Origin of the sequence: Streptomyces sp. NPDC057697 (genome assembly GCF_042799335.1) — a bacterium.
GTDB lineage: Bacteria > Actinomycetota > Actinomycetes > Streptomycetales > Streptomycetaceae > Streptomyces.
Genome location: NZ_JBHVJA010000005.1, coordinates 188606 through 207859 on the forward strand (window position 1 = coordinate 188606; position 19254 = coordinate 207859).

At 71.9% G+C, this 19254-nt stretch carries 16 protein-coding genes and 2 pseudogenes; 11 read left to right on the forward strand and 7 right to left on the reverse strand.

The features are described 5' to 3' along the window. Positions 1-131: 131 nt before the first annotated feature. Positions 132-596 carry a hypothetical protein gene (locus ACFVFH_RS16350; protein ID WP_383768412.1) on the forward strand — a complete coding sequence of 155 codons (465 nt, stop codon included), beginning with the start codon at positions 132-134 and terminating at the stop codon, positions 594-596. Between the two features lie 556 nt (positions 597-1152). Then, on the forward strand, positions 1153-1785 hold the full coding sequence (locus tag ACFVFH_RS16355) for a hypothetical protein (RefSeq protein WP_383768415.1): 633 nt from the start codon (positions 1153-1155) through the stop codon (positions 1783-1785). Between the two features lie 562 nt (positions 1786-2347). Here the strand turns inward: ACFVFH_RS16355 and ACFVFH_RS16360 are convergent. The 6 genes and pseudogenes from ACFVFH_RS16360 to ACFVFH_RS16385 form a co-directional block, all read right to left on the reverse strand. After that, entirely contained in the window at positions 2348-2878 is a 531-nt protein-coding gene (locus ACFVFH_RS16360; protein WP_383768417.1) for a hypothetical protein, read from the reverse strand. A gap of 182 nt (positions 2879-3060) precedes the next feature. Further along, entirely contained in the window at positions 3061-3888 is an 828-nt protein-coding gene (locus ACFVFH_RS16365; RefSeq protein WP_383768420.1) for an SDR family oxidoreductase, read from the reverse strand. A 170-nt stretch (positions 3889-4058) separates the two neighbouring features. Continuing rightward, positions 4059-4406 carry a hypothetical protein gene (locus ACFVFH_RS16370; RefSeq protein ID WP_383768423.1) on the reverse strand — a complete coding sequence of 116 codons (348 nt, stop codon included), beginning with the start codon at positions 4404-4406 and terminating at the stop codon, positions 4059-4061. A gap of 217 nt (positions 4407-4623) precedes the next feature. Then, positions 4624-4935, reverse strand: a pseudogene (locus ACFVFH_RS16375) (ABC transporter permease); the annotation flags it as partial. A 294-nt stretch (positions 4936-5229) separates the two neighbouring features. Next, positions 5230-6393, reverse strand: coding sequence for an agmatine/peptidylarginine deiminase (locus ACFVFH_RS16380; protein ID WP_383768425.1), 1164 nt, complete (start codon positions 6391-6393; stop codon positions 5230-5232). Between the two features lie 200 nt (positions 6394-6593). Continuing rightward, positions 6594-7214: a TetR/AcrR family transcriptional regulator gene (locus tag ACFVFH_RS16385; protein ID WP_383768428.1), complete on the reverse strand. Its 621-nt coding sequence runs from the start codon at positions 7212-7214 to the stop codon at positions 6594-6596. Between the two features lie 308 nt (positions 7215-7522). Between ACFVFH_RS16385 and ACFVFH_RS16390 the strand changes: the two genes are divergently transcribed. The 8 genes from ACFVFH_RS16390 to ACFVFH_RS16425 all read left to right on the forward strand — a co-directional run bounded on the left by ACFVFH_RS16390 (position 7523) and on the right by ACFVFH_RS16425 (position 17355). Then, on the forward strand, positions 7523-8104 hold the full coding sequence (locus ACFVFH_RS16390) for a TetR/AcrR family transcriptional regulator (protein WP_383768431.1): 582 nt from the start codon (positions 7523-7525) through the stop codon (positions 8102-8104). 534 nt (positions 8105-8638) lie between these two features. Further along, positions 8639-10393: an amidase gene (locus ACFVFH_RS16395; RefSeq protein WP_383768434.1), complete on the forward strand. Its 1755-nt coding sequence runs from the start codon at positions 8639-8641 to the stop codon at positions 10391-10393. Between the two features lie 345 nt (positions 10394-10738). Continuing rightward, positions 10739-11752 carry an agmatine/peptidylarginine deiminase gene (locus ACFVFH_RS16400; RefSeq protein WP_383768437.1) on the forward strand — a complete coding sequence of 338 codons (1014 nt, stop codon included), beginning with the start codon at positions 10739-10741 and terminating at the stop codon, positions 11750-11752. 274 nt (positions 11753-12026) lie between these two features. Further along, the gene (locus tag ACFVFH_RS16405) at positions 12027-13688 is read left to right on the forward strand and encodes an ABC transporter substrate-binding protein (protein WP_383768439.1); all 1662 of its coding nucleotides are present in this window, start codon (positions 12027-12029) and stop codon (positions 13686-13688) included. Beyond that, positions 13685-14644: an ABC transporter permease gene (locus tag ACFVFH_RS16410; RefSeq protein WP_383768442.1), complete on the forward strand. Its 960-nt coding sequence runs from the start codon at positions 13685-13687 to the stop codon at positions 14642-14644. The genes ACFVFH_RS16405 and ACFVFH_RS16410 overlap by 4 nt, the downstream gene beginning before the upstream one ends. Then, a complete protein-coding gene (locus tag ACFVFH_RS16415) occupies positions 14641-15492 on the forward strand; it encodes an ABC transporter permease (protein ID WP_383768444.1) in 852 nt (283 codons plus the stop codon). The genes ACFVFH_RS16410 and ACFVFH_RS16415 overlap by 4 nt, the downstream gene beginning before the upstream one ends. Beyond that, positions 15489-16466 (forward strand): ABC transporter ATP-binding protein, encoded by a 978-nt coding sequence (locus tag ACFVFH_RS16420; RefSeq protein ID WP_383768447.1) that lies wholly within the window; start codon positions 15489-15491, stop codon positions 16464-16466. The genes ACFVFH_RS16415 and ACFVFH_RS16420 overlap by 4 nt, the downstream gene beginning before the upstream one ends. Then, the gene (locus tag ACFVFH_RS16425; protein ID WP_383768450.1) at positions 16459-17355 is read left to right on the forward strand and encodes an ABC transporter ATP-binding protein; all 897 of its coding nucleotides are present in this window, start codon (positions 16459-16461) and stop codon (positions 17353-17355) included. The genes ACFVFH_RS16420 and ACFVFH_RS16425 overlap by 8 nt, the downstream gene beginning before the upstream one ends. On the opposite strand, the gene ACFVFH_RS16430 is transcribed toward ACFVFH_RS16425, so the two are convergent. Then, a complete protein-coding gene (locus ACFVFH_RS16430; protein ID WP_383768453.1) occupies positions 17284-17919 on the reverse strand; it encodes a TetR/AcrR family transcriptional regulator in 636 nt (211 codons plus the stop codon). The two genes, ACFVFH_RS16425 and ACFVFH_RS16430, sit on opposite strands and share 72 nt — an antisense overlap. Positions 17920-18275: 356 nt before the next feature. On the opposite strand from ACFVFH_RS16430, the pseudogene ACFVFH_RS16435 reads away from it, so the two are divergent. Next, positions 18276-19237, forward strand: a pseudogene (locus ACFVFH_RS16435) (agmatine/peptidylarginine deiminase). Positions 19238-19254: the final 17 nt, after the last annotated feature.

The window sequence follows — 19254 nt, forward strand, 5'->3', positions numbered from 1 at the left end:
GTGGTGGGGAGGCCTGCTGAACAACGGTACGGGCGGCTGGACTGGTCGTCGTCGGGCCGATCGCCGGGCCGGCGCAGCACGGTGCGACCCCGCGCCGTGCGCATCCGTCACCACCACGAAGAGGAACCCGCATGCTGAACCTCCGAAGGACCTTCGCTCTTTCGACCGGCGCCCTGGTGCTGGGCGCCGGTCTGGCCGTCACGGCCCCCGCCGCACAGGCGGAACAGCCGTTCCGTTCCCCCGAGGCGTCCGCCGTCCGGGCAGACGTCACTGTGCAGGCGCGCAGGGACGTCTGCTTCACCGGGGCCTGCGGCAGCGCGACGGTCAAGCCCACGGGCAAGTACAGCGCGAATGTCAGCATGTCCGTGAAGGACACCGCGTGCCGGGACGGCAAGAAGCCCAAGATGCGCATTCAGGCGAGGCAGTACAGCTCCACCCAGGGCACGTACGTCCACAACGGGCCGTGGCACAAGTACACCAGGAGCTGTGGCGGCTACCAGGTGTGGAACAGCGCTTTCAGGGGCCAGGACCCGTTGCTGGGCATGCGGGTGCAGATCTGCAACGGCAGCCGGTGCAAGACGTCGTCGTGGATGTAGCGACAGCGCCGGCACGGGAGAGGACCGGATCGAAGACGACCCGGGCCGGAGACGACCGGACTGGAGACGATCGGTACCGGCGAGTTCCGTAACGGTTTCTGATCCCGGGGCTCCGGCTCCGGCTCCGGCCCCGACCTCGGGATCGGGGCTGGGGCCGGGGCCGAGGCGGAGACCGCGGTTCCCTCCAGCTCGGCTTCGCCGGGCTTGGGCTCGTGGCCGTCGCCGTCGCCGGAGCCAGGGTCGGCGTGGAGGTCGGCGGTGAGTGTGCCCTCCTGCGCGCCGCTCATGGTCAGGTCGGCCGCGTAGTGCACGGTTCCCACCACTCCTCCTGCGGTGTGGCCGGCCTGTTCGGTGCCGTTGATGACGGGCTTCCCGTCGTCGGAGAAGTTGTCGTACGTGACCTTCGGGGGGTTCGCCGCCGAAGTCCTGTCTGAGCGGCTGCCGTTGGCGGCGCCGATGTCATTCGCGCACGTCCGAGCACCTTCCCGGCCTAACGGACACGGTCTTGCGCTGATCGCCCGCAGGGGTGCGCGGCCGTGCTCCACAATGTCTCCCTGTGACGAGCACCTTGATGACCACGGCCATCGCGATCGTCGGCACGCTCCTGGGCAGCGGACTGACGGCGTTCGTGACCGCTCGGATCGAGCGGCGAAAGAATGAGGCTCTGGAACGGCAGCAGATACGCCAGGAGGCCGCACAGGATCGCGCTGCGCTCCGTGAACTGCGGGTCGAGCACCGGAGGTGGCACCGGGATCGTCGACAAGCTGCCTACCAGGGCTTGATGGACGCGGCTCATGAAGCGCAGGGGGCCATCTGGCAACTGGCGCGGCTGACGCTGGAGCCCTACGACCAGCATCGCTATGACACGCGGCGTGGTGCGGCCATCGACGCCGTACGCGTGACCCGGCAGGCGGCGACCACTGTTGAGCTCGAAGGTCCCGCTCGTGTGGCGCAGGCTGGTGCCGAGTACGCCGAAGCCATGGATCGGCACATCCACCCGCCCATCGAGTACCTGATGGAGCTGAGCAGGGGGCCGCTGACGGACGAGCAGAAGGACCGCTACCGCTCCTCGGCCGCGGAAACGGGCCTCGTCGTGGAAGAGATGCGGCGGCGCTTCGTTCCTCTCGCGCGTGCGGCTCTGGACGAGTTGGTGGACGAGGCCGACCAGGGGACGCGGACAACTGCATGAGGTGTGGCAGGGTTTGTCGGGTCTCTCGTCCGGCGCACATCAGGCCCCCGGCGCGTCCGTGCCCGGCCGCCGGACGGCTCCGCAACGATCCGGGGCCGAGCTGAGGCCGACCCGAGGCCGTCCCGGGGCGAGTTCGGGGCGGGTTCGGCGCCGTGCAGAGGGCCCCGGCCCGGCTTCCCGCAGGGCTCGGCGGCGGGTTCCCGATGCGCATGGCCGCCCCGCCGTTCGCCGGAGGCCGCTTCCTACCGCGGTGCCGGGCCGTCGAGCGCGGCCAACTCGTCCGCGATCGCGTGCAGCCGGTCGGTGGGACGTCGGTCTCCTGGACCCGCTTGTAGTCGGGCCAGTCGAAGTGCGGGCCGTCGTAGGCGTGCGGGTACGCGGCTCCCGCGGCTCCTGCCGCGCTCGCGGCTCCCGCCGTCGGAGCCGATGGACCGGCCGCCCCCACTGCCGGGTCGCCCCGCCGCTTCGCAGCACGGAGGACGGCCGCTCCACCCGGCCGTGGCGGCTTCCCGGGTCAACTCGGTGTGCGGCCCGGGACGTCGAGCACCGGGTTCCGTGCCGCTCAGCCCGCGGCGCAGCGGAGGCGCTCGATCATGGCCGGTACGTGGTCGTCCAAGAAGTTCAGCACATCTCCCTGCGATGCCGAGGACGGCTGCCCTTTCGTCTCCCACAGCTTGACGTCGAAATGGATGTACTTCGCCGGATAAGCGTTCTTGCAGTTGATCTCGACGACGGCGCCGTCGTCACCGACGACAGCCGCACCGGGTACGGCCAGGCCGCGCCTCTGCCCGTGCTGGTACCGCCGCGGCGCGGAGACCCAGCTCTCCGGTGGCAGGGGCTTGACCTCGAAGGCGATCTCATCGGTGAGGACCACTGCCTTGTCCACCTTCACCCGGCAGGACAGGTGGCTTCCCGACGCGGACTCCTCGGCCTCGGCCACGCGCCCTTCCGGAAGCAGCGGCTCAAGGGCGTCCCTCTCGATCGGCCGCTCGCAGAACTCCTCCGGCACAGCCAGTGTTCGACCACCACAACCGGCCACCGACACCGACAGAACCCCGACGACGGCCGCGGCCGTCCCTACCCGCCTGATCACTCAATCCCCCGAAGACCTCGTATGGGGCGCCTCCGCGCCCGCCACAGGATATGGCCCGAGTGCAACGGCCACACACCGCTCCCGGAAGGGAGGAACAGCGCGGCCCGGTACGGCACCCACCACCGTCTGCGGTGCCGGTCGCGGCGGGGGACCGGTGGCCGCTGCTGGGCGGTCCGCCGGTGTCACCTCTTCCCGAGGAACTCCCCGGCGCCGCGGAGCCGGATGCCCAGGCGGTGTCGTGTGGCCCGGCTGTCGAGGCGCACGTCCAGCGGCCCCGGCAGCCGGGTGTCGGCGCGACGGCCCGCGGGCAGCAAGGAGGGCGCGATGCCGTCGCGGCGGGCGATGAGCACGCCCAGCGAGTAGCGGCTGAGGGCATCGGCGCCGCCGAGGTGGAAGACGCCGGTCTCGTCCGAGTCCGCGAGTTTCCACAAGCCGGCCGCGAGATCGGCGACATGGACGGGACAGCGGATGTCGTCCGTGAACAGGGCCCCCTCCCGTTCGTCGGCGGCCAGTTCGTGCACCAGCCGTTCGTGGGCGGAACCTCCGTCGCCGATGATCAAGGAGGTGCGGACGACGGCCGCGTCCGGGCACAGCAGCCGTACGGCAGTCTCGGCGGCGGCCTTCGCGGCCCCGTACGGAGTGATCGGGTCGGGGGTACACGTCTCGTCGTAACGGGCCCTGCCGAGACCGGAGAAGACCGCGTCGGAGGAGACGTGCACCAGCCGGATTCCGAACTTCGCGGCGGCCATGGCGACGTGGACGGAGCCGTCCGCGGTGGCCGCCCAGTCCGCACCGCCACTGGTCGCGTTGATCACCACGCGAGGCGCCACCGTGGCCAGAAGCGCTTCCACCTGCCCGCGCTCCCGGACGTCGAGCCGGTGCCAGGCGCCGACGCGCGCGGCACCCGGCCGGGAGCGGTACGTGGCATCCGTCCGCCCGCCCCGCCCTCGCGCCTGGCGCAGCAGCTCCGTCCCCAGGAACCCGCTGCCACCGATGACCAGCGTCTTCATGCCGCACACGCTAGGACAACCTGCCCCGGCGCGCCGGTGATCCGCGTGGCCAGGTCATGGACGACGCCCTGGTAGCGCCCGATCGGGCTGTACCACTACGACGGCCTACGGCCCGGGGAACGTCGGCCCGGGACGGGCGACTTGGCGGTCCGACCGGTGCGCCGTTCCTCTCAGTGGGGGCGGGGCAGCTCTGCCGACCGGCGGGGACGGGCGCCGGACAGCTGCGGTGGGGTGTCTTCCGCGGGCTCTTCCTGGCAGACGGCCCGGAGCCGTTCGTCCATCTCGTCGGTCAGTTCGGTCAGCCGCGCGTACAGCGTCTGTTCCTGCTTGGACAGGCTTCCGGACTTCATCCTCGCCAACAACTCTTCCCTGGCATCGGACAGGACGCCCAGGCAGGTCCCTGCCGCCTCGTTGAAGCCGTGATCGTACGCACTCCAGTAAGTGGAACGTGCCCCCTCCACGGCCCCCTCTCTCACCGCGTTGCCCAGCTCGCGCAAAATCTGCTTGCCCTTCGACATGCTTCCCCTCCCCTTCCCCGAACTCCCCGCTGAGCTGCTGAAGGTACCGCCGGAGGGGCCCGGTTGGCGACGGCGATCACGAGGGCTCGCGCTCGGCCCGCGACGGCCCGTCTCCGGGGCGGAACCTCGGCGGCGCGCGTCAGGGGCGGCATCGGCCCCGCGCGCGCCGCTTGCCCGTCGAGGCGCTCCGGCACCCGGCGCGTCGGCGCGCCCGGGGTCAGGCCGGACGCAAGGCGTCGATCGAGGATGCCTTGGCCGCGCGCGGGGCCGGGTGGCTTCCGGCGATGGCGGCCACCAGTACGGACACCAAAGGTCCGGTGGCGACCGTGCAGAGCGGGATGGCGGGCTGCCGGCCCTGGGCGAGGGCGAAGCCCTGGACGGTGAGGGAGCCGACGACCAGGCCGCCGGTTCCTTCGACGAAGCCCATCAGGGCAGCCTCCAGGAGGAATGGGACGGCGATCCGGCCGCCTCGCGCGCCCAGTGCGCGGCGCAGCCCGATTCCGCCGCCGCGTTCCATCGCCCTCCACCACCATGCCGATGCCGATGCCGATGCCGATGCCGATGCCGACGCCGACGCCGCCGGCGACGAAGGCGGACGCGGCCTGTTCCTCCTCGCCCACTACGCCGAGCGCTGGGGCACGCGCTACGGCCCGCGCGGGAAAGTCATCCGGGCCGAGCCGGCCGCCCACGGCGGACAGCGGGAGCCGGGCGTCGGCCTGGCCGACGACTTCCTGGACCAGTGGGTGGAGCCGGACCTGTGAGCTCCCGGCGGACCGGCGCCCCGAGCGGAGCCCCGACGCGGTGACCGCGACGGACCGTCGCGTCAGGCGGCCGGTCTGCCGGGCTGGTCGTGGGTCGAGCAGTGGATACCGCCGCCGCCGGAGGCGATGGTGTCGATCTCGACCTGTACGACATCGCGCTCGGGGTACTGCTCCTGGAGGATCCCGCGGGCGCGGTCGTCGGCCGCCCTGTCCCCGAACCTGGGCAGGAAGACGGCGTCGTTGGCGACGTAGAAGTTGGCGTAGCTCGACACGAAGTCGTCACCCCGCCCCGTGATCCTGTCGAGGTCGGGCTGCGGCAGGTCGATGATCTCGAACCGTCGGCCCCGGGCGTCGGTGGCCTTGGAGAGCACGTGCCTCGCCTGGTCGGAGGAGCGCGACCAGGAGTCGGCGGGCATCCCGGGGAACGCCTTGTCCAGGAGAACCACACCGGGTGCGGCGAACCGCACGAGGCTGTCGACGTGGGCGTCGGTGATGTCCTCGCCGCGCACCCCGGCCAGCCAGATCACCTTCTCCAGGCCCAGGGTCTGCTTGAGCTCCGCCTCGATCCGGTCCCGGCTCTTGCCGGGGTTGCGGTTCTTGTTGACGATCGAGCTCTCGGTGACCAGCAGGGTCCCCTCGCCGTCGCACTCGAAGGATCCTCCCTCGGCGACCAGCGGCGCCTGGACGCGGGGGATCGCGTACTTCCGCAGCAGGGTGCGGCCGACGCGGGCGTCGTTGCCGTGGACCTGCTTGTCGCCCCACCCGTTGAAGTTGAAGTCGACGCCCGTGACCTTGCCGTCGTCCTTCACGAAGACCGGTACGGTGTCGCGGGCCCACAGGTCGTCGACCTCCAACGGGACGACCTCGACCTGGGAACCGCACGCCTTCTGGGCCGCGGCCCGTTGCGAGGGCCGCGCCATCAGGACGACCTCTTCGTACTCCCCGATCGCACGCGCCACCCGCGCGATGTCCTCCCGTACGTAGGGCAGGTCCTCTCCCCAGACCGAGTCCAGTGCGGGCCACGACATGAAGGTCCGGGTGTGACTCTCCCACTCGGCCCCCATCCGTCGCGTGCCGGCGCTTCCGGCGTCCTCGCTCGGGCTGCCGGAGGCACCGCTCTCGCGCGCGGGTCCGCCGGGGTCGCAGGCCGAGACGCCGAGCGCGGCCGCGCCGACTCCGGCGAGGGCGAGCAGGGCGGAACGGCGGGAGGGGGGAAGCGTGGTCACCGTGGACTGCTCCGATCGTGGGCCGGCAGGAAGGCATCCGGCCGCGGTGGGGGACACGAGAGAGTGGGGCGGACGGCCTCGCGTACGAGTCCGAACGAACCCGGACCCCACTGTGGCACTGACTGGAATTTCAGTCAATTTTCTCGCCTCGTGGTGGCGGGCGTGCGTCCCGCGCCGGATCGCCGGGCCCGGGGGAGTCGCTACGCCTCGCGGCCGTCCAGTTGCTCCGCCTCCACCGCAATCGCCTCCATGATGAGCTTTTGGGCGTTCTCCAGCGACAGGACGCCGCTCAGCCAGCGCATGCTGAGCCCTTCCAGCAGGGCGGTGAGCCGTTCGGCGGACGCGGTACGGGCCGTCGCGGGGGCCGCCGGGTGTGCCGCGCCGAGCAGCTCCGCCACCTCTCGGGCCCAGGCCGCGCCGGCTTCGGCCAGGTCGTTCCGGAGTACGGGGTCGAAGACCGCGCTGGCCCGCAGCTCCCCCCAGGCGATGCTGTTCTCGCGCACCTCGGGCAGGTCCTGGAGCTCCAGCAGGAGGGACCGCTCCAGCTCGCCCCGGGGGCGGGTGGGCGCGGTGTGGTCACCGCGCCCGGCGGTGTACCGTTCCGCCCGGTCGTTGATGAACTCCAGGGTGCGGAGCAGGATGCCGGCCCGGTCCTTGAAGTGGTAGTAGATCAGCGCGGCGGACACGCCGGCTTCCGCCGCCAGCTCTTCGACCCGCAGACCGCGCACCCCGCGGCGGGCTATCAGCCGGGCGGCTCCTTCCAGGATTGCCGTTCTGCGGTCCGTCGCCACTTGATCCCTCCCGATGGTCTGCGCGACCATGGTGCCATAATTGACTGAAGTTTTAGTTAGAAGTGTGAACGCGATCCCATGGCCCCTCGTTCCCCCGAGAGCTCCCACCGGACCTGTCGCCTCGTCTTCCTGGTATCCGGGGCGAGACGACACGGGGTTCGTCCAGCCCGAGGGCGGCGACGCCTTCATCGCGTCCGGCGGCGATCCGGTCGGATCCGTGGGTGTGTCCGGCCGCCGTCCGGCCGCGTCCGGCCGTGCCGGGTGTTCCTGGCCGCCGGGAGACGTCCTGCTCCGGGCCGCGAACACCCCGCCGGAAAGCGCCCGGTAGGGTTCGCGTCATGGCCTCACGCAGTACTCAGATCCTCGAAGCGGCCGCCCGGGTGATTGCCCGGCGCGGGGTCCGCGGGCTGCGCGTGGAAGAGCTCGCGGCCGAGGCGGGCGTGTCCACCGCGCTGATCTACTACCACTTCAAGGACCGCACCGGGATCCTGCGCCAGACGCTTGAGTTCATCAACAACCGCGCCGAGCGCTACACCACCAGTCGCGACCCGGACGCCCCCGCGCCCACCCCCCGCGAGGAACTCGACGACACCCTCCTCCTGGAGCTCCAGGACACCGTCGAGGTGCGGGAGAACAGCTCGGCCTGGGGCGAGTTGCGGGCCAGCGCCGTCTTCGACGAGGAGCTGCGCGAGGACCTCGCCAGGGCGACCCTCACATGGGTGCAGGACGTGGCCGCGCTGCTGGGCCAGGTGCAGCCGATGGCGTCCGCCTCCTCGCTCGCCGCGGCGGCCGAGCGGCTCACCGCCCTCCTGGAGGGCCTGAGCATGCGATGGCTGAGCGGCGGTATCCGAATCGAGCACGCCCGCGATCTGATGCGCGGTGCCATCGACGCCGAACTGGCGCGGCTGGGGCAGATCTAGGGCCTCTCGTCTCTAGGGCCTCTCGTCCGGATCGGTCCGGGCTCGCGTGCCCCGATGCCCGATCCGGCCCCGTCCGGTCGAAAGACCCTGGCCCCTCCCGGAGGGAGGGCGGACCGGAACGGCCGTGCTGCCGGGCATCTCCGCCCATCGGTTCGTCGGGAACGCTCCGCCCATCAGTCCGTCGGGAACAACGGATCCGTTCCATGCCGCGACCCCCGCGCCCGTGGATCCTCGTCTCTGCACCTCTCATCTATTGACTGAATTTTCAGTCAATGCCACAGTGACCCCATCGCTCCTGGCTGTTTCACGCCACGCAGCCGCCGAGAGGCCCGGATCGAGGCCGTCCTCGCTCTCCCGCCGCCTGCGGCGGTACGGCCCCGCCCGGTTGCCCGCACCCCGTGTCGCTCTCTGCTGCCTCCCGGAGGAAGGACCGAAGATCATGGCCTCGACCGGCGTGCCCCGGCCCGGCACCGCATCTTCGAGGCCGGACGCCACGCACCGCACCGTTCGACCCACCACCTTGGAGGCACCCGCATGACACGCGCATTCGATGTCGTCGAGACAGGCATCGCCGACCTGCGCACGGCGCTGGAGAAAGGGGAGACCACCGCGGTCGGCCTGCTCGACGCCTACCTCGCCCGGATCGAGGCCTATGACCGGCCCGGCACCGCCACCGCGCTCAACTCTCTCGTCGTGATGAATCCCGCCGCCCGCGCGGACGCCGAGGCATCCGACGCCCGCCGCGCCGACGGCCGCACCCTCGGCCCTCTCGACGGCATCCCCTACACCGCCAAGGACAGCTACCTCGCCAAGGGGCTGACCGCCGCCGCCGGTTCGCCCGCGTTCGAGCACCTCGTCGCCCAGCGCGACGCCTTCGCCATCGAGCGGCTGCGCGCCGCGGGGGCCGTGCTCATCGGTCTGACCAACATGCCCCCGATGGCGAACGGCGGCATGCAGCGCGGCCTCTACGGCCGCGCCGAAAGCCCGTACAGCGCCGACTGGCTCACCAGCGCCTACGGCTCCGGCTCCTCCAACGGCTCGGGCACCGCCACCGCCGCCTCGTTCGGCGCGTTCGGCCTCGGTGAGGAGACATGGTCCTCGGGCCGGGCGCCCGCGTCGAACAACGCGCTGTGCGCCTACACCCCCAGCCGCGGCGTGATCTCGGTGCGCGGCAACTGGCCGCTCGTGCCGACCATGGACGTGGTGGTCCCGCACACCCGCACCATGGCCGACCTCCTGGAACTCCTCGACGTCATCGTCGCCGACGACCCGGAGACGCGCGGTGACCTGTGGCGGACCCAGCCGTGGGTGCCGCTTCCCGCGCCGTCCCGGGTGCGCCCGGCCTCGTATCCGGCGCTGGCCCCCGCGGACGCGGCGGCGGCGCGCGCGACGCTCACCGGCAAGCGCGTCGGCGTGCCCAGGATGTACATCAACGCCGACCCCGAGGCCGGGACCGGCCACGGCGGCATCGGCGGCCAGACCGGGCAGCGGATCGACACCCGCGCCTCGGTCGTCGCCCTGTGGCAGGCCGCCCGCCGCGACCTGGAGGCCGCCGGCGCCGAGGTCGTCGAGGTCGACTCCCCCGTGGTGACCAACTACGAGTCCGACCGTCCCGGAGCGCCGTCCCTGCGGACCAGGGGTCTGGTCGGCCACGCCTTCCTCGCCTGCGAGATCCGGGAGCTGTCGGCCTGGGCGTGGGACGACTTCCTGCGCGCCAACGCCGACCCCGCGCTCCCGTCCCTCGCCGACGTCGACGGCGAACGGATCTGGCCCAAGCACCCAGGCGAACTGCCGGACCGCTACGACGGCTTCGACGACGTGATCACCGACTACCCCGGGCTGGTGCGCGAGCGCCCGTACGGCTCGCTCACCGAGATCCCGCATCTGGAGCAGGGGCTGTGCGGGCTGGAGGAGACCCGCAGGACCGACCTGGAGGCGTGGATGGACGGACTGGGCCTCCAGGCCGTGGTGTTCCCCGCGGTCGCCGATGTCGGCCCGGCCGACATGGACGTGAACGAGGCCTCCGCCGACCTCGGGTGGCGCAACGGCGTGTGGGTCGCGAACGGCAATCTCGTACCCCGGCACCTCGGTATCCCGACCGTGACCGTGCCGATGGGCACCATGACCGACACCGGCATGCCCGTGGGGCTGACCTTCGCGGGCCGCGCCTACGACGACAACGCGCTGCTCCGGCTCGCCGCCGCCTTCGAGGCGACCGGGCGGCGCCGCGCGGAGCCGCCGCGCACCCCGCGGCTCCCGGCCGACCGGCGGGCCGACGGCACGCACTGATCCCCGGGCCCCGGCCCGTCGCGGGAGCATGCAGCTCCGGCGCACGCCCCGGCGCCCCGCCCCGCCCCGCCCCGGCACCGGGCCGGGCCGGTGGAGACCTCGCGCCCTCGTGGTCCGCCGGGAGACCTTGCCCGGCGGACCACGAGGGCGGGGCCGTGCCCTGCGTGGACAGCTGATCTCCGCATCATCGAGCGGCGATTTTCAGGACACCCCGTCTCTTGACTGAATTTTCAGTTGAGAGGAAGATTCCCCCACACCCCCCGTACTCGTCCTGTGGCCTGAACCGGCCTTGTGCCCGGTCGGCGGCTGCCGACGAGTGCGTCTGGCAAGAAGAAATGAGACGTGATGACTGCATTCCGTATGCCTGCCGAGTGGTCCGAGCACGAGGGGTGCCTGATGGCGTGGCCCACCCGCCCGGATCTGTGGGGCGGCGTGCTGAACGAGGTCAAGGAGGAGTACGCGAACGTTGCCCGGGCCATCGTCGCCTTCGAGCCGGTCACGATGGTCGCCCCTCCCGGCCACGGCGACGACGCCCGGACCTGGTGCGGCCCGCAGGTCGACGTGGTGGAACTGCCGCTGGACGACTCGTGGTTCCGCGACTCCGCCCCGCTGTTCGTCCTCGACGGCGACGGCCACCGCGCCGGGGTGGACTTCCGCTTCAACGCCTGGGGCGGCAAGCACCACCCGTACGACGCCGACGACCGGATCAGCGCCCTGCTGCTGGAGCACCTCGGGGTGGAGCGCGTCCACTCCGACATGATCCTCGAAGGGGGAGCGATCACCGTCGACGGAGAGGGCACCCTGATCACCACCGAACAGTGCCTGCTCCACCCCAACCGCAACCCGGGCATGAGCCGGGCCGACATCGAGGCCGAGCTGAAGTCCCGGCTCGGTGTCCGCAAGGTCGTCTGGCTTCCCTACGGCGGGCTGCTCGACACCGAGACGGACGGACACGTCGACGGGGTCTGTGCCTTCGCGGCACCCGGCAAGGTCGTGGTCTCCCTTCCCGAGGACCCCGGCCACCCCGACCATGCGCGGATGCGGGCCAACCGCGCCGTGCTGGAGGTCAGCACCGACGCCCAGGGCCGGCCGCTGGAGATCATCGACGTCCCGCAGACGGCCTTCGCCGACGTGGCCGGTGACGAGGTCGAGGTGTCGTACCTCAACTACTACGTCGCCAACGGCGGCGTCGTCGTCCCCGTTGCCGGGGTGCCGCAGGACGAGGACGCGCTCGCGGTGATCGCGTCGGCCCACCCCGGCCGCAAGGTCGTCGGGGTGCGGGCCCCCGTGGTCGCGTTCGGCGGCGGCGGGGTCCACTGCATCACCCAGCAGATCCCCGCCGCCCGCCCCCGCGCGTAGGGCCCCTCGTCCGGATCGAGCCGGGCTCGCGTGCCCCGGCGCCGCGTGCCCGCCGCGTCGTCGGGACCACCCCGGTGCGTCCGGTGCCGGGGCGGCCCTCCGCCTCGCGACCGCGCGCCGGACACCGCCGGGCCCGCACTCCGGGCGGGCGGCGCCGCCTTCGGAACGCCCCCGGGCCCCTGACCCCACCGCCCGCTCCTGCCGGACCGTCCCGGCGGTCCGGCAGCCTCCCCCGTGCACGTACGGCCACGCCGTACGGAAAGAGAGCGCGACGATGACCACACCCTCACCCCGCACCAGCAGACGCAGCCGCGGCGTGCCCGTCCGGCTCGTCGCCGCGACGGCCGTCCTGTCCGCCCTGGCGCTGCTCACTGCCTGCTCCGGACCGCCCAGGAACGGCGAGGGCGCCTCCGGCGACTTCACCCTGTCCCGGCAGACGCCCAAGGCCGAGGGGGAGATCGACTCCTTCACCTGGGCGACCTACGCGGAGCCGCCCACGCTCGACTACACCGTCGCGTTCGACTACCCGCAGAACACGGTTCTCTCCAACGTGTGCGAGAGCCTGATGCGCTGGACACCAGGGCTCAGGACCGAGCCCGGCCTGGCGCGGAAGGCGACGAACCCCGACCCCACCACCTGGGTCTACGAGCTCCGTCCGCACGTCCGCTTCCACAACGGCGGGGAGATGACCGCCGACGACGTGGTCTTCAGCCTGGGCCGGCAGATGGACCCGCACAACGCCGCCGCGTGGGCCCAGGTGTTCCAGAACGTCGCCTCGGTCAGGAAGACCGGTCCGCTTCAGGTCACCGTGGAGCTCAAGAAGCCCGACTCCCAATTCCCCCAGTACATGGCCACCGCCGCCGGTGTGGTGGCCTCCAAGGCGGGTGTCGAGGCGGCGGGCAGGAACTACGGCACCTCCGGCGGGCTCGACTGCACCGGCCCGTTCCGGCTCGGCACCTGGAACAAGGGCGAGTCGATCGAACTCGACCGCTTCGACGGCTACTGGGGCACCAGGGCCAAGTCCGGCAAGGTCGTCTTCCGCTTCCTGACCGACCCCTCCGCCCGCACCAACGCCTTCCTCAGCGGCGAGGCCGACGGCGGCTACCTGATCCCCACCGAGAGCTACGACCGGCTGCGCGGCAGCAGAACCGGCACCCTGTACTTCGGCGAGGGACTGAGCACGGTCAGTGTCAACGTCACCGACATGAAGGGACCGCTCGGCGACGTCCGAGTCCGCCGGGCGCTCTCCCTGGCCCTGGACCGCACCGGTTTCGTCCGGTCCGCCCTCGGGGGCGTGGGGACCGTCACCAGCTCCCTCACCACCCGTGCCGCCTGGGCCGGCGCCTCCGGGCAGGTCCGTAAGGCCGCGCTGGACGGACTGCCGCCGACCGCCCCGGACATCGAGAAGGCGAAGGCACTGATCAAACAGGCCGGCGCCGAGGGCAGGACGTTGACCGTCGCCACCAGTTCCATCGGCCAGGACGTCTCCGTGCTCGCCACCGCCGTGCAGGCGGCGGGCACCAGGATCGGCCTGGACATCAAGCTCAAGACCATCGCCCCGAACGCCTTCACCGCACTGTTCACCGACGCCGGGGCGCGCAAGGGCATCGACATGTTCCCGCTCACCTACTACGACTCGATCACCGACCCGCTGGACCTGCTGTCGAACTTCAAGACCGGCTCGTACATGAATTTCGCCGGCTACAGCGACAAGCGGTACGACGACCTCGTCGACCGGGCGACCGCCGCCTACGACCCGGACCGGCGGATGACGATCGAGGCGCGGCTCCAGAAGCGCGCCGCCGACCAGTTGTTGTGGATCCCGGTCGCCGAGTGGCCGACCTCGGTCTTCCTCAACAAGAGGATCACCGGAGCGCCCACCACGATCTCGTACATGTACTACCCGTGGGCGGCCGATGTGGGGGCTGCCCAGTGAGCTTCACGAGATTCGCCGTACGGCGGCTGGCGGAGATGACCGCCACCCTGCTCTGTGCGTCGTTCGTGGTCTTCGGCGCGATGTATCTGGCGCCGGGCAGCCCCGCGAGCTTTCTGCTCTCGGGCCGCTCCGCCTCGCCGGAGGCACTCGCCGCGATCGACGCGCAGTACCACCTCAACGATCCCTTTCTCGTCCGGTACCTGCGCTGGCTGGGCGATATGGCACACGGCGACTTCGGCCGGTCGATCACCTACCGCACCGACGTCTCCCGGCTCCTGGCCGACCGCCTGCCCACCACTTTGCTGCTGGTCGCCATGGCGCTGGTGGTGGTCGTCGTCATCGGCCTCGTCCTCGGCCGGATCGCGGCCGTACGCGGCGGCGCCACCGACTCCGCCGTCCTCGTCACGACCACGTTCGCCGTCGGCACCCCGTCCTTCGTCGCGGCGGTGCTGCTCCAGGGGCTGTTCGCCGTCAAGCTCGGCTGGTTTCCCAGCGGCGGCGCGGGCGACGGCTTCCTCGACCAGCTCTGGCACCTGACCCTGCCCGCCATCGCGCTCGCCCTCTACCTGATCGGCCTGCTCGCCCGGGTCACCCGCTCGGCGATGCTGGAGGCCCTCGACGGCGAACACGTCACCGTGGCCCGCAGCCGGGGGGTGCCGGAGCGACAGGTCATCCGCCGGCATGTGTTCCGCAACTCGCTGGGCACCGTACTGACCACCGGCGGTCTGATCGTCTCGACGCTGCTGGTCTGCACGATCCTGGTGGAGAGCGCCTTCAGCGTCGGCGGCATCGGACAGCTCCTCGAACTGTCCACCACGACCAAGGACTTCCCGACCGTCCAGGCCGTCTCCCTGATCATCGTGGCCCTGTTCATGATCGTGAACCTCGCCGTCGACCTGCTGATGCCGCTGGTCGACCCGCGGATCGCCCTCGGATCGAGGAGGTCCGCCGCATGACCGCCGTCCTCACCCGCCGACCCGGCCTCGCCCGGATCCGCTCGGCCGGGTCACCACTCCATCTCTGCTGTCTGGGGTTCGCGGTCCTCGTCGTCGCCGGAGCGCTGCTCGCCGGTGTGCTGGCACCGCACGACCCCAACGCCGTCGACCTGGGCAACGCGCTCGCCGGCCCCTCCGGTGATCATCCGCTCGGTGTGGACGTGGCGGGCCGGGACACCCTCTCCCGGCTTCTGACCGGCGCGCGCGCTTCCCTGCTGGGCCCGCTCGGGGTGATCGTCTTCTCCACCGTCGCGGGCGTCGTCGTCGGGACGGCCGCGGCCTGGAAAGGCGGCTGGCTGGACTCCGTGCTCTCGCGCAGCACCGAACTGGTCTTCGCCTTCCCCGGAATGCTGCTGGCGATCCTCATCATCTCGATCCACGGAGAAGGGCTCGCCCCGGTCGTCGCCCTCGCGATCGCCTACCTGCCCTACGTCGCCCGGCTGACCCGCTCACTGGTCCTGGCCGAACGCGAACGCCCCTACGTCAGCGCCTACCGGGTCCAGGGCCACTCCGGCCTCCAGATCTGTCTTCGCCACATCCTGCCCAATGTCGCCCCCGTCGTCCTCGCCCAGTCCGCCATCAACTTCGGCTACGCCCTGATGGATCTCGCGGGCCTCTCCTTCCTCGGACTCGGCATCCCCGCGCTCACCCCCGACTGGGGCCGCATGGTCTTCGACGGACAGACCGCCATCCAGCGCGGCTACCCGCTGTCCGCGATCCTGCCCTGCGTGCTCATCGTGCTGACCGTCGTCGCGTTCAACGTGGTGGGGGAACGCTGGGCCGACCGCGTCGCCCGGAGGGACCGATGAACACACTCGACATCCAGGGGCTGCGGATCACGCTGCCCGGCACCGCCCGCCCGGTCCTCGACGGCGTCGACCTCACCGTCGGCGCCGGCGAGACGGTCGCACTCGTCGGCGAGTCCGGCTCCGGCAAGACGCTCACCTCCCGCAGCGCGCTGCGGCTGCTGCCACCGGGCGCCGTCACCGCGGGCGCCGTCCGGGTCGACGGCCGGGACGTGCTCACCATGGACGCCGGGCAGTTGCGCGCCCTGCGCACCGGCACGGTCGCCATGATCTTCCAGGACCCGCGCGCCGCCATCAATCCGCTCCGCCCCATCGGCGACTTCCTCACCGAGAGCGTGCGGCTGACCGGGACCATGAGCCGGGCGGACGCCACGGCCCGCGCCTGTGAACTCCTGGAGGCGGTGGGCCTGGACGCCTCCGCCCTGCGCAAGTACCCCGGCCAGGTGTCCGGCGGCATGCTCCAGCGCGTCATGATCGCCGCCGCCCTCATGGGAGACCCGGCTCTGCTGCTCGCCGACGAACCCACCACCGCGCTGGACGTCACCACCCAGGCCGAGGTCGTCGCCCTGCTGAGCCGGCTGCGCGAACGCTTCGGCACCGGGCTGCTGTTCGTCACCCACGACCTCGACCTCGCCGCGGCCATCAGCGACCGCGTCTACGTCATGTACGCGGGACGGATCGCCGAGAGCGGCCCCGCGGACGTTCTCTTCGCGCGGCCCCGCCACCCGTACACGGCTGCCCTGCTCGCCTCCACCCCCCGGATGGAAGGGCCCCGGGGGCGGCTCACCGCCATCGACGGCCAGCCACCCGACCTCCGCCAGGCACTGCACGGCTGTGCCTTCGCCGCCCGGTGCCCCCTCGCGACGGAGCTCTGCGAGCGGGACGCACCGCAGGCGCTGCCCGCCCCGGGCGGGCCGGAACACCACGTCGCCTGCCACCACAGCGACCGGCTCGAAGGGAGCGCCGTCGATGCCTGAGAACGTACTGGCCGTCAAGGGCCTGCGACGGACCTTCGGCGCCGTGCGCGCCGTGGACGACGTGTCCTTCGCCCTGCCGGAGGGCGGCTCCCTCGGCATCGTGGGCGAGTCCGGCTCCGGCAAGACCACCACCGCCCGGATCGTCGTGGGCCTGGAACGGGCCGACGAGGGCGAGGTCCTGGTGCGCGGCCGGTCCCGCGCCGGACGGGAGCGCGGTGCCGGACGGGGCCGGGCGGGGCGTCTGGCCCGAGCCCGCGAGGTGCAGATGGTCTTCCAGGATCCCTACCTCTCCCTCGATCCGAGGACGAGCGTCGAGGCGGTTCTCCGCGAGACGCTGCGGCTCCACTTCCCCGGGCGCGACCCGAAGGAGCGCATCCGCGAACTCCTCGACCAGGTGGGCCTCGGGACCCGCGCCGCCGAGGCGCTGCCGCGTCAGCTCTCCGGCGGACAGCGCCAGCGGGTGGCCATCGCCCGAGCCCTGGCCGTCGAGCCCGCCGTACTCGTCCTGGACGAAGCGGTCGCCGCACTGGACGTGTCGGTGCAGGCGCAGATCCTCAACCTCCTGGCCGACATCCGGGAGCAGACCTCGATCGGGTACCTCTTCATCACCCACGACCTGGGCGTGGTCCGGTGCGTCACCGACGAGATCGTCGTCATGCGCCACGGTGCGGTCATCGAGGCGGGCTCCACGGCCGAGGTGCTCGCCGCGCCCCGGCACCCCTACACGCGGCTCCTGCTGGAGTCCGTACCTCGCCCCGGCTGGGACCCGGAAGCGATCTCGGCCGCCCGCCGGGCGCTGCGGCCGGTCACGACCGGCTCAGGCACCGGCCGCGAGCGTGAGGAGGAGGGCCCGCAGGACCGGCCCGGTGTCGACCCCGGCGTCCAGTGACTCCGCGGCGGCGAGGCCGTCGACGGCGGCGGCGACGGCCTCGCCCAGCGGCCGGGGATCGAGGTGCCCGCCCCGCTCGTCGGCCAGGACCTGGAAGAGGTCGACGAAAGCGGTGCGCCAGCGCCGGTACTCGGCTGCCAGGGATTCCCGCACCCGGTCGTCGTTGAGGGCGTGCCAGTGCAGCGCCGAGTGCAGGTGCGCGAGATCCGTGCCCTCGGGGCGGCCGAGCAGGTCGACCACGCGCTCGGCGCGCTCGGCGAACGTGCCGGGCGCGGAGACGGCCGCCTCCAGCGGGGCGATCCACTCGGGGCGGATGTCCTCGACGACGGCCAGGACGAGATCGGTGCGATCCTGGAAGTGGTAGTGGCACATACCGTGCGAAACACCGCACAGCGCCGCCACGTTGCGCGTGGTGAAGCGCTCGCTCATCTCGCCCGCCAGCAGGGTCCGGGCGGCGGCGATGAGCCGCGCGCGGGTCTGCTCGCCCTTCGCCGACACGCGCGTCCGCCCCGGCCGGGCGGGGGGAGGGGTGAGCTTCTGGGGGCCCTTCGCGGATGCTGCCATGCGGTCACTCTAACGAGCACCCCGACCGCCACCTGCGGCGTTGCGGGAACCCGGGAGATTCGCCGTCCAAAGTATTGACCGAGCGCTCGGTCAGTTTTAGTTTTCAGGCTCCCACCGCGCCACGTCGGTGGGCCAGGACGACAGAGGAGATCCCTATGAACGAGCACCCAGTCGCCCATGCGCGGGGCGGGGGCATGGGCAGGCGCGGGTTCCTCGCGGCGGCGGGGCTCACCGCCGCGGGCGCGGCCCTCGCGGCGGCCGAGGGGCGGTCCCTGGCCGCGTCGCCGCATGCCCAGGCCGCTCCGGCGGGCCCCTTCGGCGTCCCGGCCGAGGACGTACGCCACACCCGTACCTGGATGGCTTGGCCGGACAGCACCGCGATCTGGGGGCGCAAGCTGCTCGGCGGCGTGCAGGCCGACATCGCGCTGATCGCACGGACCATCGCCAAGTACGAGCCCGTCGTCATGTGCGCCAACTCCGGCAGCGCGGCCGACGCCCGGTCCAAGTGCGGCCCCTCGGTGACCGTCATCGGCTCCATCCCGGTCGACGACTGCTGGATGCGCGACAGCGGCCCGGTCTTCCGCACCGACAGGGCCGGCGGCCTCGACGCGGTCGGACTGAACTTCAACGGCTGGGGCAACAAGCAGACCCACGCCAAGGACGCCCTCGTCGCCGAGCGCATCGCCGCCTACGCCGGAGTCCCGTTCACTTCCGCGGGCCTGGTCGGGGAGGGCGGCGCGATCGAACAGGACGGCGCCGGCACCCTGATGGCGACCCGCAGCAGCCTCATCAGCTCCAAGCGCAACCCCGGCATGTCACAGGCACAGCTCGAAACCGCCATGTGCGCCGCGTACGGGGCCTCCAAGGTGATCTGGTTCGACGGGGTGTCCGGGCAGGACATCACCGACGACCACGTCGACGCCACCTCGCGCTTCCGCGCCCCGGGCAGGCGCTCGTCCAGATGCCCCTGGCGACGGACACCGACGTCTACGCCAAGGACGCGCGCCGGCAGTACCAGACCCTGTCCGCCGCCACCACGGCGAGCGGCGGCCCGATGTCGGTGACCAAGCTCCAGGGCCCCGACTACGACAAGATCCGCTCCACCAACAGGGACTTCCTCGCCTCCTACGCCAACTACTACCTGTGCAACGGGGCTGTCGTCTCCGGCCAGTTCGGCGACACGGCGGCGGACCGGGAGGCGAAGGCGACCCTGGCCCGTCTCTACCCGGACCGCGTCATCGAACAGCTCGACATCGACCGCCTCGGCAGCGGCGGCGGCGGAATCCACTGCGTCACCCAGCAGCAGCCCGTGCCGTAGCCGGTGAACGCACAAAG